Here is a 13,793-nt window from a genome sequence, read left to right on the forward strand (position 1 = left end):
CGTAGATCGGCACCTCACCGTGCTTCAGGCGCGCGACCTTGGCCGCGTCCACGTCCACGCACAGCACGCGGTTGCCCATTTCCGCCAGGCAGGTCCCGGTGACCAGGCCCACGTAGCCGGTGCCGAACAGGGTGACTTTCAGTGTCATGCGATGTCCTTTCGATTCAAGGGAGGGAGCGGGGTCAGGCCTTGGCGCCGGCGTACTCGTAGTACGCGTAGGCGTAGTAGCCCGCACTGCGCTTCTCGACCGCGTTGAAGATCGCGCCCTTGACCGGCACGCCGTTCTGCTCGAAGCGCTGCTTGGCCAGCGCGATCTCGCGCGCCTGGTTCACGCCGAAGCGCACGACCATCAGGCTGGTGCCCACGTGGTGGCCGATCACCGCCGCGTCGGTCACCGCCAGGATCGGCGGGGTGTCGATGATGATCAGATCGAAGCGCGGCTTGAGCTTCTCCAGCAACGCGGTGAAGTGCGAATGCATCAGCAGTTCGGACGGGTTCGGCGGGACCTTGCCGCGCGAGATGAAGTAGAGGTTGTTCGCCCCCTCCACCGTGCGCACCGCCTCGGACAGGCCGATCTGGCCGGAAATCAGTTCCGACAGGCCCTGCTCCGGGCGACCGCCGACCACGGTGTGCAGCGCGCCCTTGCGCATGTCCGCGTCGATCAGCAGGACGCGCTGGCCGGCCTGCGCGATCACCGCCGCCAGGTTGGAACCGACGAAGGTCTTGCCGGCGCCCGGGCCCGGGCTGGAAATCATCAGCAGGTTGTTCTTCGCTTCGAGGCGGGCGAAGTGCAGGCTGGTGCGCAGACTGCGCAGCGCCTCCACCGCCAGGTCATCCGGCGCGCTCTGCGCCAGCAGGTGCTGGGCGTACGCCCCTCGCCGCACGCGGCCGTTGCGCTCGGTGATCTCGCGCTCGGCGGCCGACAGCGGCACGCAGGCGTAGACCGGCAGGCCGACGTGTTCGATCGCCGCCAGGTCTTCCACGCCGCGGTTGAGCAGCTGACGGATGAAGATGAAGGCGAGCGCGAGCAGGCCGCCAAGGGCGGTGCCGGCCAGTACCACGATCAGCTTCGGCGGCCACACCGGACGGTTGGTATTGGTCGCCGCGCGATCGACCACGCGCACGTTGCCGACGGTGCCGGCACGCGCGATGTCGAGCTGCTGGGCCTGGTTGAGCAGGTTGGTGTAGGTCTCGTTGCTGACCTGCACGTCGCGGGTCAGGCGCAGCAGTTCCTGCTGCGTGTCCGGCAGGTGCCCGACCTGCTTCTCCAGCGCGTTCTTCTTGGCCTGCAGCTGGCCGATCTGCGCCGCCAGGGCCTGGTAGGTCGGATGGTTGGAGGTGTACTTGCGCTCGACGTCGGCCATCTGCATACGCAGGTTTTCGATCTGCGTATCCAGTGCGACGGTCTGGTCGAGCAGCCCCTTGGTCTGCAGGCTGATGTCGACCGAGTGCGCGCGCATCTGGAACGCGTTCAGCGCGGCGGTGGCCTTCTCCAGGTCCATCTTGACCTTGGGCAGCTGCTCCTTGACGAACTTCAGGCTGTTGGCCGCTTCGGCGGAGTTGCGCTCCACGTTCTGCTGCACGTAGAGCGCGCTGATCTGATCGAGCAGCTGGGTGGCCAGCGCCGGGTCGGGGTTGTCGTAGGTGAGCACGATGATGCCCGAGTCCTTGCCCTGCTCGACCGCCTGGATGGAGCCCTGCAGGGCGGTGATCGTGCCCAGGTGGGAGTGGCGCGCCACGTCGAACACGGTGCCGGGATTGGCGTGCAGCGACTGCACCTGCATCGTGATGCCGTTGCCCGTGGCCGATTCACCCACGCGCCCTTCCAGCAGCACGTTGTCGCTGGCGTCGGTCAGCGTGTAGGTGCCGTGCTCGCCGGCGACCAGGCGCAGCGGCTTGTCCAGCAGCGCCGAGGGAACGTCCAGCTGGAAGATGTCCAGCTCGGCGCCGCCCCAGTCGTAGCTGTCCATGCCCATGAACGGCGGCGCCACGTCGCCAGGCATCTGCGGGTTGTAGCTGCGCGCCATGTAGTCGCCGATGACCGGGAAGTGCTCCGGCTTGGCCGTGATGTCCAGCTTGAGGTTGTTCACCGCCTGGCCGATGACCGTGCGCGAGGTGATCAGGGCGATCTCGGTGGTGGCCTGGGAAGAGGACGTGCCCAGTGTCTGCGACAGGTCGTCCAGGCCTGGCAGGCTGGGGACTTTCTGCTCCACCTGCACCGTGGCGGTGGCCTCGTAGATCGGCGTGGTCAGCGTGGCGTACACCACGCTGATCACGAAGAACACCGCCGTGACGCCGATGATCAACCACTTGTGGTCGAGCAACGTGCCGAGCAGCGCATGCAGGTCGATGTCGTCATCGCGACGCGGTGAGGACGGGAAGGTCTGTTTGGTGGTCATAGCCCGATTCCTAGGCTGAGGGGTTCACAGGTAGCGCAGCCAACTGCCGACGCCACGTTCGATTGAGGCGTGTACTTGCTCGAACACTCGGCGCGAACGCCGAAAGGGATCCGGCACGTCGCCATCCGCGGCGTGCCACTTGCCGAACAGGAACACCTTGCCGCTGGCTTCCGGGGCAAGTCGCACCACGGAGTTCAGCTGCCGGCGATCCATCGTGAGGACCAGGTCCGCCTCGCGGAGCATCGAGGCTTCCAGCTGGCGTGCGCGGTGCTCGCTGGCATCGATGCCGTCGTCCTCGAGCAACGCCGCGGCGTTCTCGTCGATTGGCCGCCCGACCAGCGCGCCGATGCCGGCGCTGCTGACCCGGATGTCGCGCTCGCCCAGTTCGCGCCGGAACAGGAATTCCGCCACGGGGCTGCGGCAGACATTGCCGAGGCAGACCACGAGGATGCTGTTGAACACGATCCGCACACTCCCGAATACCCAAGGCCATGTGGCCCCTGTCGATACGCCCGCCGACCGATCGCGCGGTGAGCGCCGGACCGGTCGGGAGAGAGTCGGCAGTCTAAACTCCTGTTCCGTGAAAAAATCATGTTGGACACTCCCTTCATTTACGTGAAGAAAATGCTTTCACGAGTGCATCTTTTCTTCACGCTGGCTGGGCTTGGCATATCGCCAACTTGAAGACCCTGCTTTCTCACGGCATTCACGAATGATCGCGTTAGATTCGTCGAGCCCGCTTGGCAACCGTTCAACCTTCGGGGGGGCCCAACCCATGTACTTGTTGAAGCTTGTGCTTCCGCTCGCCGGCCTGCTGGTGGCCGGCCAGGCCTTGGCGCACAAGGCATCGCGCGCCATGCCACCGGCCGCGGGATATGCCCGCCCGGCACTGGCGCAGGCCGGTGCCCCTCCCGCCGCGCTGCTCGGCGGCGTGGGTGGACGAAGTGCCAAGGTTGCGTCGGCGATGCCGGTCACGTCGCACCGGGGAGCAAGCGGCAAAACCCACGGATACACCCGCTCACATTAACCGTAGCCATTAGCCACAACCGCCATTAAGCGGGCGCATCCGGCGAATGCTTTCATTAATTCGTCACGATTATCCCGTAATGGCCCAGCAGAAAGGACGCATTATGAAAACGCTACCCGCAGTAGCCCTCCTTCTCTTCGCCCTCGCGCTGAACGGCTGCGCGATCGTCCCCGGCCAGCGCATGGATGAGGGCGCACTGCAGCGCGAGGACAGCCACATGCAGCTGGTGCAGATCACGCCGGAGCTGGTCGACAGCCGCAATCAGCCGGCCGCGATCCCGCCGGAGCTGCTTTCCTACCAGCCGCAGGACTACCGCATCGGCCCGGGCGACACGCTCTACATCACCGTGTGGGACCACCCGGAACTGACCTCGCCGGCGGGCTCGCAGCAGCAGACGGTGGCCAACGGCCGCCTGGTGCGACCGGACGGTACGCTGTTCTACCCGTATGCCGGCACCATCAAGGCCGCCGGCCTCACCGTCGAGGAACTGCGCCAGTCCTTGACGAAGAAGCTCAGCAGCTTCGTGCGCCAGCCGCAGGTGGACGTCAACGTGGTCGGCTATGGCAGCCAGCGGGTCACGCTCGAGGGCGCGTTCCAGCACACCGACGCGCAGGTGCTCAACTCGGTCCCGGTGACGCTGTCGCAGGCGATCGGCCTGGCGGGCATCGATACGCAGAATGCCGACCTGTCCGGCTTCACGCTGACCCGTGACGGCCAGACCTATCACCTGGATCTGACCCAGATCAGCCAGTCCGACAACGGCAAGCCGATCTACCTCAAGCCGGGCGACAAGCTGTTCCTGCCGTACAACGACAACAAGGAGGTCTATGTGGTGGGCGAGGTGATCCGCCCGCAGGCGATCACCTTCAAGACCACCACCCTGACGCTCACCCAGGCGCTGGGTCGCGCGGGCGGCCTGAGCCCGGTGACCTCCTCGGGCAATGCGGTGTACGTGATCCGCGGCTCGGAGAAGCTCAGCCAGACCCCGGCGCAGGTGTTCCATCTGAATGCGCGCTCGCCGGCCTCGTATGCCCTGGCGGACAACTTCCGCGTGCTGCCGGGCGACGTGGTGTTCGTGGGCGCCGCCGGCATCACCAAGTGGAACCGCTTCCTGAGCCAGCTGCTGCCGCTGTCGGGCCTGATCTATCAGACCGCCGGGGCCGCGGACCGCGCCAACAACCTCTGACGCAAGTTGGGCTGGCGGGCCAGGGAGGGCCCGCTGGCAAGGACCAAAAAGAAGGCCCGGCGCACGCCGGGCCTTCTTTTTTTTGTCACCTCAGCCCGCCCCCCGGGGAGAAGCACCTGCCCTGGGTGGGCCGGCGGCCTGCCTCGCCGCCAGGGGAGGACGCTCAATCGCTCTCCAGCCAGACCACTCCGCGCTCCACCTTCACCGCCACCGCCCGCAATGACTGGCCGCGGCAGGGCCCACCGACGCACAGACCGTCCCCGGTGCGGAAACTCGCCCCATGCACGGCGCACACCAGCGTGCCGCGGCTGATCAGGAACTGGCCCGGCGCCCAGTCCAGCCGCCGTCCGGCATGCGGACAGACGTTGATCCAGGCCCGCGCCTGCTCTCCGTCGCGGAGCACGATGAGATTGTCCGGTCCGTCCGGCAGCACCGCATCGACCGCCACGGCCGTACCGTCGGGAATGTGATCAAGGCGGCAAAGCGCCCCGGGGGGTAGGTCCATCGGCACTTGCCTCGGGGGCGTGGAGGCCCCATCGTTGCGCACGTAAGTCGTTGATTTTACCACACGGATTTTTAACATGCGCCTGTTCCAGCTGCCCTCGCCCCGTTCCCGTCACCCGCTCGCGCGCGCCTTGTCGCTGGTCCTGGGCGTCGCCGTGGTGGGCGTGATGCTGGTGTTCGGCCTGGTCGTGGCCGGTGTCCTGCTGGTCGGCGGCGGCCTGTGGCTGGCGCTGCGCCAGTGGAACCGCACGCGTGCGGTCGGCCGCGCGGCGCCTGCCGCCGGCACGCGCCCGCAGGTGCTCGAGGGCGACTTCGTGGTGCTGCACGAGGGCCGTCCGGTCGCCCGTTGAGGCGCAAGATGCGGATGGTTCGATCGCGGCCATCCGTCCAGACTGGCGCCCTCTGGAACCCGGAATGCCGCCATGTCCGCCATCGAACCCCTTGAACAGGCCCGCCGGCTGCTCGACGAGGCCGAAACCGCGCCCAGCCTGGATGCCCTCGCCGGCGCGGTCGCACTGAGTCCCACCTACCTGCAGCGTGCCTTCCGCCGGCGCTTCGGCATGAGTCCGGCCGAATACCATCGCTCGCGCCGCTTCGGCCAGCTCAAGGCAGCCTTGCGCGATGGCGCGGCAGTGACCGACGCGGTCTACGAGGCCGGCTTCGGCTCGGGCAGCCGGGTCTACGAACACAGCAACCGCCTGCTTGGCATGACCCCGGCCAGCTACCGCGCCGGCGGCGCCGGCGCCAGCATCCGCTACACCACCACCGCCACCCCGCTGGGCCGGCTGCTGGTGGCCACTACCACGCGCGGCATCTGCGCGGTCAACCTGGGCGACGACGACGCGGCACTGGAACACGGCCTGGCCGACGAGTTCCCCCGCGCCACGCGCGAGCGCGTGGACGCCGGGCGCGAGGAGTGGCTGGACGCGGTGATCGCACGCATCGCCAGCGAGCTGGGCTGGAGTGACGCCGCCGCGCCCGCCATGCCGCCGCTGGACATCGCCGCCACCGCCTTCCAGTGGCGCGTGTGGGAGGCGCTGACCCGCATCCCCGCCGGCCAGACCCGCAGCTACCGCGCGCTCGCCGCGGAGCTGGGCGATCCCCGGGCGGCGCGCGCGATCGGCAACGCCTGCGGCAACAACCGCCTGGCGCTGATCGTGCCCTGCCATCGCGTGGTGCGCGAGGACGGCTCGCTGGGCGGTTGGCGCTGGGGGGTGGAACGCAAGCGCGAGCTGCTGGCGCGCGAGCGCGCCGCCGCGCCGGAGCGGCGTCGCGCGTCTTGACCGGTGCTCAAGGCTGGATTGAGAACTCCGCGCTACCGCGGCCGTTCCGCTCCCGCTATCGTTGCGCGCTTCGGGCAACACCTCTGCATCGACGCCGGCTCCGCCGGCTGCCGGCGCTTGCCCCGTCCTGACGGATCCCGCCCATGCCCACGTACAAGCCCGCCGGCCACCACGCCGTGTCGCCCTACCTGCTCGTGGCGGACGCGAGCCTCATGCTGGCCTTCCTGCAGGCGACCTTCGGCGCAAGGGAGCTGTACCGGAAGGCGCGCGGGGACGGCTCGATCATGCATGCGGAAGTGCGTATCGACGATTCGGTGGTCATGCTGGGCGAGCGGCCTGACGGGCGCGATCCGGTGCGCTGCTCGACCCACGTCTACGTGCCCGACGTCGACGCCTGCCATGCCGCGGGCCTCGCCGCCGGCGCGAGCAGCCTGTCCCCGCCGACCGACCAGCCCTACGGCGACCGCACGGCCGGCCTTCGTGATCCCCAAGGCCATGTCTGGTGGATCGGCACCCGCACGGCCGACTGATTTCCCCTTCCCCCAGCACGACACCCCTGCCATGTCCGCCATCGACCCCTCTACCGCCGCTCCCGCCGTCCGCAGGCTGGACGAACCGCGCCTGCTGATCCCGCTCGCCCTGTTCGCGCTGTACGTGATCTGGGGCTCGACCTACCTCGGCATCCGCTACGCGCTGGAAAGCTACCCGCCGTTCCTGCTCGCCGGCGTGCGCTTCCTCGGCGCTGGGCTGGCGATGTACGTGTTCCTGCGCCTGCGTGGCGTGCGCCCGCCGACGCCGCGGCAATGGCGCAACGCCGCGGTGACCGGCGTGTTGCTGCTGCTGGGCGGCAACGGCCTGGTGTGCTTCGCCGAGCAGAGCTTGAGCTCGGGAATCGCCGCGGTGGCGGTGGCCAGCATGCCGTTGTTCGCCGCCGTGTTCTCCGGCATGTACGGCCAATGGCCGAGCCGGCGCGAGACGGTCGGACTGCTGGTCGGCTTCGCCGGCGTGGTGGTGCTGAACCTGGGCAGCGGCCTTTCCGGCTCGCGGCTGGGCGCGCTGGCGCTGATCGTGGCGGCGATGAGCTGGGCGTTCGGCTCCGCCTGGAGCAAGCGCCAGGACATGCCGGCCGGCCCGATGAACACTTCCGCCCAGATGCTCTGCGCCAGCGCCGCGCTGCTGCTGCTCGGTTTCGGCACGGGCGAGCAGCTTCCCGCCCATCCGACGGTGCGCGCCACGGCGGCGGTCGTGTACCTCGCACTGTTCGGTTCGATCGTGGCCTTCAGCTCCTACCTGTACGTGCTCAAGCACGCGCGGCCGGCACTGGCGACCAGCTACGCCTACGTCAACCCGCCGGTGGCGGTGTTGTTCGGCGTCCTGCTGGCCGGCGAGCACGTGGGTCCGTTCGACCTGGCGGGCATGGCGATCATCCTGCTCGGCGTGTGCGTGATCACCATGGCGAAAAAGCCCGCCCGCTAGCGAGGGCTCCCGGCGGGAGCGCACCTTCGGGCTTTGCCCGGCATCCCGTCGCCGGGCAAAGCCCGACAAACGACCGCACCTGGCACCCCCCTGCGCCACCCTGCTCTCGCGCCGCTTGTCCCGGCGCAAGCCGCCGGCCACCATGCCGCAAGCGAACACAGCGGAGAGCGGCATGAACCCCACGCAGCAAGGCCTGCTCGCGCGCGCCGCGTTGCGCAGCGCCGCCTGGTCGGAACGCTGGTTTCCCGACGCCTGGGTGTTCGCCGCCCTCGGCGTGGCCCTGGTCGCGCTGCTGGCACTCGGCTTCGGCGCCACCGCGGCGACCACCGCGCAGGTGTTCGGCGATGGGTTCTGGGGCCTGATCCCCTTCACCATGCAGATGGTATTCGTGGTGATCGGCGGGCATGTCGTGGCCACGGCGCCCGTGGTGGCGCGCCTGATCGGTGCCCTGGCGCGCGCGCCCAGGAGCGGACGCGGTGCGGTGTGCTACGTGGCGCTGGCCAGCATGCTGGCCTCGCTGCTGTCGTGGGGCTTTTCGCTGGTGTTCGGCGGACTGCTGGTGCGTGCGCTGGCCAGGCGCGGGGAGCTGCGCATGGACTACCGCGCAGCCGGCGCCGCGGCCTACCTGGGCCTGGGCGCGGTGTGGGCGATGGGCCTGTCTTCCTCGGCCGCCCAGCTGCAGGCCAACCCGGGCAGCATGCCGCCGGGACTGCTGGCGATCACCGGGGTGCTGCCCTTCACGCAGACGATCTTCCTGTGGCAGTCGCTGCTGCTCACCGCGGTGCTGATCGCCGCCTCGCTGCTGGTGTGCTGGCTCACCGCACCGACCGGTGAGGACGCACGCACCGCGCGCGACTGCGGCGTCGCCGACGCGGACGCGGTGCCCGCCTTGCCGCCACGCACGCGGCCGGGGGAATGGCTGGAGTACAGCCCGCTGCTGTCGCTGCTGGTCGGCGCGCTGGGGCTGGGCTGGTTGATCCGGCGCTTTGCCAGCCTGCCGGTGACGGTGGCGATCGCCGACCTGGATACCTACAACCTGCTGTTCCTCACCGCGGGCCTGCTGCTGCACTGGCGCCCGCGCAGCTTCCTCGACGCAGTGGCGCGCGCGGTGCCCGGGACTGCCGGCGTGCTGATCCAGTTCCCGCTCTACGGTGGCATCGCCGCCCTGCTCACCCACGCACCCGGCGCGGACGGCGCCACGCTGGCCCACCGGCTGGCCGGGATGTTCGTGCGCGTGGCCACGACCGACAGCTTCCCGCTGGTGATAGGTGGCTACTCGGCGGTGCTGGGCTTCTTCGTGCCCTCGGGTGGCGGCAAGTGGCTGGTGGAGGCGCCCTACGTGATGCAGGCCGCCCGCGACCTGCACGTGCACCTGGGTTGGGCGGTGCAGGTCTACAACGCCGCCGAGGCGCTACCCAACCTGGTCAATCCGTTCTGGATGCTGCCGCTGCTGGGCGTGCTGGGCCTGAAGGCACGCGAGGTGGTCGGCTTCACCTTCATCCAGTTGCTGGTGCACGTGCCGCTGGTGCTCGGTCTTCTGTGGGCGCTGGGGCTGACGCTGGCGTACGTGCCGCCGCTGATGCCTTGACCGGGCCGGAGCGGGGCACGCGGGCAGATCCCGCGCTCCCCGCCCCTTGTCTGTCAGGACTCGCGCAATGCCGTGGTCACCGGCAACCGTGCGGCGCGCACGGCCGGGAACAGGCCACCGATGAAGCCGATCGCCAGTGCCCATTTCAGCCCGGTCCATAGCAGCGCCGGCGTTACGTGCAGCCGGAAACTCATCGTGGCCGTGGTGCCCGCCGCGAGCGTCGATGCGGCGAAGCCGTTGAAGGCGAGCCAGGCCAGGATCCCGCCCAGCACGCCACCGATCAGTGCCAGCAACATGGTCTCGAGCATTACCGCGACCACCACCGGCGTGCCGCGGAAACCGATCGCGCGCAGGGTGGCGATCTCGCGGGCCCGCCCGGCGACCGCGGCGAACATGGTGTTGAGCGCGCCGAACACCGCACCGATCGCCATGATCACGCCTACCACGATCCCAATGATGCGGATCGCCTTGGTGGTCTGCTCGGACTGCTTGCTGAAGTAGTCGAGCGTGGTCTGCACGTCCACCTGTAAGCGCGGATCGCCCTTGAGCGCGGCCTTGAACGCATCGAAGGCGCCGGCCCCGGTGAGGCGGGCGAACACGGACGTGCGGCTGCTGCCACGCCGGTAGGCCGAAGCGACGATGTCCGCATCGCCCCACAGCTCCGAGTCCATCGCGTTGCCCGAGGCGAAGATGCCGGTGACCGTCCAGGTCTGGCTGCCCAGCTTGATCTGGCGTCCCGGCTCCAGCCCGGCGAACTGGCGCTGCGCCCCCGTGCCGGCGACCAGCTCGCGCAGGCCCGGCTTGAACTTGCGCCCGGCGACGATCTTCACCTCCGGCCGCAACGCCCACGCCTGGTCGCCGACGCCGCGCACCTGCACGCTGCCCTCGTCGCCGCTGCCGTCGCTGAGCGGCAGGTTGGCCGCGACCACCAGCTCCGGCGAGGCGATCGGCTTGCCTGCCGCATCGCGCGCGATCCCTGGAGCCTCCGCGATCGCAACGATGCTGTCGTGGTCGAGCACGGAGGAAACCTCCGAGGCCGAGCCGTCGCGCATGACGATGGCGGTGTCGGTGGCGCCGCTCTTGCTCAGCGCCTCGCTGTAGCCCACACCCATCGCCAGCAGCGAGACCAGCACCGCCACCACACCGGCGATGCCGACCACCACGACCGACGACGATCCGATGCGCTGCGGCAGCGTGCTCACACCCACGCTGGTGGCCGAACCGGCCTGGCGCCCGGTGCGGGTCAGCTGCATCCACAGCAGGAACAGCACCGCCACCACCAGCAGGGCGGGCCAGGGCAAGCGGGCCCAGGCGATGATGCTCGCCACCACCACGATAGCAAGCAGCAGTCCTCGCAGAAATGTCTTCATGGCTGTCTCCTCAGCGCCCGGCCAGTGCATCGACGATGTTCAGGCGCATCGCGCGCATCGCCGGCAACGCGCCGACGAGCAGTCCGATCGCCACCATCAGCGCCAGGCCCACCGCCCAGCTGGCCGCGCCCACCGGCGGCATGCTGACCATTCCGCCGCTGCCGGCGCTGAGCACCGGCCCCAGCACCGCCGCCAGTCCGAGGCCGAGCACGCCACCCAGCAGCACCAATGCCACCGACTCGGCCAGCACCAGACCGAGCACGCTCGCGCTGGAGAAGCCGATCGTCTTGAGCACCGCCAGCTCCGAGGTGCGCTCACGTACCGCCTGCGCCATGGTGTTGCCGGTCAGCAGCAGCAGGGTGAAGAACACCGCGCCCATGATCGACACGACGATGAAGCCCACGTCGGCCATCTGCTTGATCCACGCCGCCATCGCCGCCTGCTCGGTCTGGGTCTTGGTCTCGTGGTCGGAGTTGGCCGACAGCGCGTCGATGGCGCGCGCCACACGGTCGGACTGGCCGGCGTCGGCCACGCGGGTGACGTACCAGCCGACCTGGCCGCGGTTGTACGGATTGGACTCGTCGAAGTACTTCCAGTGCATCAGGATGCCGCCCTGCAGGAACTGCCGGTCCTCGGGCCTGGTGGCATGCATCAGCCCGACGATGTCGAAGCTCCAGTTCTTGCTGCCGTCGCGGTTGGGGTAGATGTTCGACTGCAGCGGCAGCTTGTCGCCGACCTTCCAGTGGTACTTCTTGGCCAGCACGTCGCCGACCAGCACGCCGGTACGGGTCTGCTCGAAGGCCTTGCGTTCGGCCGGCGACACGCTGACCTCCGGATACATGTCGACGTAGTTGTCGCTCACCGCGAAAGTGAATATCTGGTTGTGCGGGTCCTGGTAGGCGCCGCCGAACCAGTTGGCGTAAGCCACCATCTTCACCCCGGGCAACTGCTCCATGCGGGCCTGCAGCGATTGCGGCAGGGTCTCGATGAAGGAGAGCTTCGAGCCCGTCTGCAGGCGTTCGGCGCCGGCCGCGCTCTTGCCCGCGTTGGCGAAGCTGGTGCGCACGCCGTCGAGCATGCCGAACAGCAGGAACGCCGCCAGGATCGATACCAGCGTGAGGAGGGTGCGCGTCTTGCGCCGCCACAGGGCGGCCCAGATCAGGTGCAGGTATTTCATGCGAGCCTCCTTCAGGCGATCGCCTGCTCGACCAGCGTGCCCTTGTCCAGATGCAGGGTGTGGTTGGCGTACTCGGCGGCCTTGGGATCGTGGGTAACCATCACGATGGTCTTGCCGTGCTCGCGGTTGAGCGTGCGCAAGAGGCCCAGCACGTCCTCGGCGGACTGGCGGTCCAGGTCGCCGGTAGGCTCGTCGCAGACCAGCAGGGTGGGGTCGGAGACGATCGCGCGGGCGATCGCCACGCGCTGCTGCTGGCCGCCGGACAGCTCGCTGGGCTTGTGCGAGGCGCGCTCGCCAAGGCCCACCAGCTGCAGTGCGATCGATGCACGCTGGCGGCGTTCGGCGGAAGAGAGTTTGGTCAGCAGCAACGGCAGCTCCACGTTGCGCTGCGCCGACAGCATCGGCATCAGGTTGTAGAACTGGAACACGAAGCCGACGTTGGCCGCGCGCCACTTGGCCAGGGCGCCCGCGCCGAGCTGGTCGATGCGCTGGCCGCCCACGCTGATGCTGCCGGCGCTCGGGGTGTCCAGCCCGCCGATCAGGTTGAGCAGCGTGGTCTTGCCCGAGCCGGACGGGCCCATCAGGGCGAGGAAGTCGCCCTCGCCGATGTCCAGGTCGATGTGGTGCAGCACTTCGACCTTCTGCTTGCCGCGGGTATAGACCTTGGCCAGGTCGCGGGTTTCGATCAGGTTGCCCATGGGCTTTCTCCAGTCAGCCGTAATGGTTTGCTTAGCCATCGCGCGCGCCCGTCGAGCGGACGCCCGCCACTGCATCGACGCTCAGGACTGCTTGTTCTCGACACGCACCGCCGCGCCATCGCGCAGGGCGGCCGGTGGCGAGACCACGACGGTCTCGCCGGGCTGCACGCCTTCCGGCAGCAGGCGCTCGTCGCCATGCGGCTGCGCCTGGACGCGCCGCTGCTGCACCCGCTCGCCCTGCACCACGAAGACCACCTCATGGCCATCGCGCTGTGCGATGGCCGCCGCCGGCACCAGCACGCCGCGTGGCGCCTGCGCCGCGGCCTTGGGGCGGGTTTCCAGGAACGACACGCGCACGCCCATGTCCGGCACGATGCGCGCGTCCCGGCTTTCCAGCGCCACGCGCACCTTCACCGTGGCCTTGCCGCGGTCGGCGGCTGGCACGATGGCGATCACGTGGGCGGGGATGCGCCAGTCGGGATAGGCGTCCAGCACGGCCTCGGCGGGCATGTGCGGTTTGACGCGGCCGATATAGGCCTCGTTGACGTCCACGTCCACCTCGAGCGAATCCATGTCGACGATCGTGCCCACGCCGGTGCGGGTGAAGCCACCGCCGGCCGACAGCGGCGAGATGATCTCGCCGACCTGCGCGGCCTTGTCGGTGACCACGCCGTCGAACGGCGCGCGCACCACGGTGTAGTCGAAGTTGACCTGCGCCACCTGCGCCTGCGCCCGCGCGGCCTCGGCCTGGCGGCGCTGCGCGCTGAGCTGGGCGGCGAGCGCATCGACCTGGGTGTGTGCCTGTTCGGCGGCCTGCCTGGCGACCAGCCCGCGGCCGACCAGCGCGTCCTGCCGGGCCGCATCGTGGCGGGCCTGGGCCAGCTGCGCCTGGAGCTGGCCCACCTGCGCCTGCGCTGCACGGGCGCTGGCCCGGGCGGCCTCGAGGTTGGCGCGGTAGGCGCTGTCCTCCAGCCGCGCCAGCACCTGGCCCTTGGTGACGTGGTCGCCTTCCTCGATCAGCACGTCGGTGAGCGTGCCGGTGATCTGCGCGGAGACCGTCGCCTGGCGCCGGGCAGTGACATAGC

13 protein-coding genes and 1 pseudogene are annotated in these 13,793 nt (G+C 69.3%); 6 read left to right on the forward strand and 8 right to left on the reverse strand.

The genetic code is table 11. The annotated features are described in order from the left end of the window. The 3 genes and pseudogenes from VFH59_RS09520 to VFH59_RS09530 form a co-directional block, all read right to left on the reverse strand. A pseudogene (locus VFH59_RS09520) lies at window positions 1-142 on the reverse strand (UDP-glucose 6-dehydrogenase); the annotation flags it as partial. 40 nt (window positions 143-182) lie between these two features. After that, window positions 183-2,399, reverse strand: coding sequence for a polysaccharide biosynthesis tyrosine autokinase (locus VFH59_RS09525; protein WP_325164654.1), 2,217 nt, complete (start codon window positions 2,397-2,399; stop codon window positions 183-185). A gap of 24 nt (window positions 2,400-2,423) precedes the next feature. Then, window positions 2,424-2,861 carry a low molecular weight protein-tyrosine-phosphatase gene (locus VFH59_RS09530; protein ID WP_325164655.1) on the reverse strand — a complete coding sequence of 146 codons (438 nt, stop codon included), beginning with the start codon at window positions 2,859-2,861 and terminating at the stop codon, window positions 2,424-2,426. A 668-nt stretch (window positions 2,862-3,529) separates the two neighbouring features. On the opposite strand from VFH59_RS09530, the gene VFH59_RS09535 reads away from it, so the two are divergent. Continuing rightward, on the forward strand, window positions 3,530-4,612 hold the full coding sequence (locus VFH59_RS09535) for a polysaccharide biosynthesis/export family protein (protein ID WP_325164656.1): 1,083 nt from the start codon (window positions 3,530-3,532) through the stop codon (window positions 4,610-4,612). A gap of 163 nt (window positions 4,613-4,775) precedes the next feature. Here VFH59_RS09535 and VFH59_RS09540 read toward each other — a convergent pair whose 3' ends face one another. Beyond that, window positions 4,776-5,117 carry a Rieske (2Fe-2S) protein gene (locus tag VFH59_RS09540; RefSeq protein WP_325164657.1) on the reverse strand — a complete coding sequence of 114 codons (342 nt, stop codon included), beginning with the start codon at window positions 5,115-5,117 and terminating at the stop codon, window positions 4,776-4,778. A 76-nt stretch (window positions 5,118-5,193) separates the two neighbouring features. Here VFH59_RS09540 and VFH59_RS09545 point away from each other — a divergent pair, with 76 nt between their 5' ends. The 5 genes from VFH59_RS09545 (at window position 5,194) to VFH59_RS09565 (ending at window position 9,463) form a co-directional block, all read left to right on the forward strand. Then, entirely contained in the window at window positions 5,194-5,466 is a 273-nt protein-coding gene (locus VFH59_RS09545; protein ID WP_325164658.1) for a hypothetical protein, read from the forward strand. A gap of 72 nt (window positions 5,467-5,538) precedes the next feature. Continuing rightward, window positions 5,539-6,399 (forward strand): methylated-DNA--[protein]-cysteine S-methyltransferase, encoded by an 861-nt coding sequence (locus VFH59_RS09550; RefSeq protein ID WP_325164659.1) that lies wholly within the window; start codon window positions 5,539-5,541, stop codon window positions 6,397-6,399. Between the two features lie 143 nt (window positions 6,400-6,542). Then, complete coding sequence (locus VFH59_RS09555; protein ID WP_325164660.1) at window positions 6,543-6,929, forward strand: VOC family protein; 387 nt, start codon at window positions 6,543-6,545, stop codon at window positions 6,927-6,929. A gap of 31 nt (window positions 6,930-6,960) precedes the next feature. Beyond that, the gene (gene yedA, locus VFH59_RS09560; protein WP_325164661.1) at window positions 6,961-7,875 is read left to right on the forward strand and encodes a drug/metabolite exporter YedA; all 915 of its coding nucleotides are present in this window, start codon (window positions 6,961-6,963) and stop codon (window positions 7,873-7,875) included. Window positions 7,876-8,047: 172 nt separating this feature from the next. Beyond that, complete coding sequence (locus VFH59_RS09565; protein ID WP_325164662.1) at window positions 8,048-9,463, forward strand: short-chain fatty acid transporter; 1,416 nt, start codon at window positions 8,048-8,050, stop codon at window positions 9,461-9,463. 53 nt (window positions 9,464-9,516) lie between these two features. Here VFH59_RS09565 and VFH59_RS09570 read toward each other — a convergent pair whose 3' ends face one another. The 4 genes from VFH59_RS09570 to VFH59_RS09585 form a co-directional block, all read right to left on the reverse strand. Next, window positions 9,517-10,833 (reverse strand): ABC transporter permease, encoded by a 1,317-nt coding sequence (locus VFH59_RS09570; RefSeq protein ID WP_325164663.1) that lies wholly within the window; start codon window positions 10,831-10,833, stop codon window positions 9,517-9,519. A 10-nt stretch (window positions 10,834-10,843) separates the two neighbouring features. After that, the gene (locus VFH59_RS09575) at window positions 10,844-12,010 is read right to left on the reverse strand and encodes an ABC transporter permease (protein WP_325164664.1); all 1,167 of its coding nucleotides are present in this window, start codon (window positions 12,008-12,010) and stop codon (window positions 10,844-10,846) included. A gap of 11 nt (window positions 12,011-12,021) precedes the next feature. Further along, a complete protein-coding gene (locus VFH59_RS09580; RefSeq protein ID WP_325164665.1) occupies window positions 12,022-12,708 on the reverse strand; it encodes an ABC transporter ATP-binding protein in 687 nt (228 codons plus the stop codon). A gap of 81 nt (window positions 12,709-12,789) precedes the next feature. Continuing rightward, window positions 12,790-13,793: efflux RND transporter periplasmic adaptor subunit (locus VFH59_RS09585; protein WP_325164666.1), on the reverse strand; the 1,004-nt coding region annotated here is incomplete at its 5' end.

This window comes from Frateuria sp., from assembly GCF_035695185.1.
Taxonomy (GTDB): Bacteria; Pseudomonadota; Gammaproteobacteria; order Xanthomonadales; family Rhodanobacteraceae; genus Frateuria_A.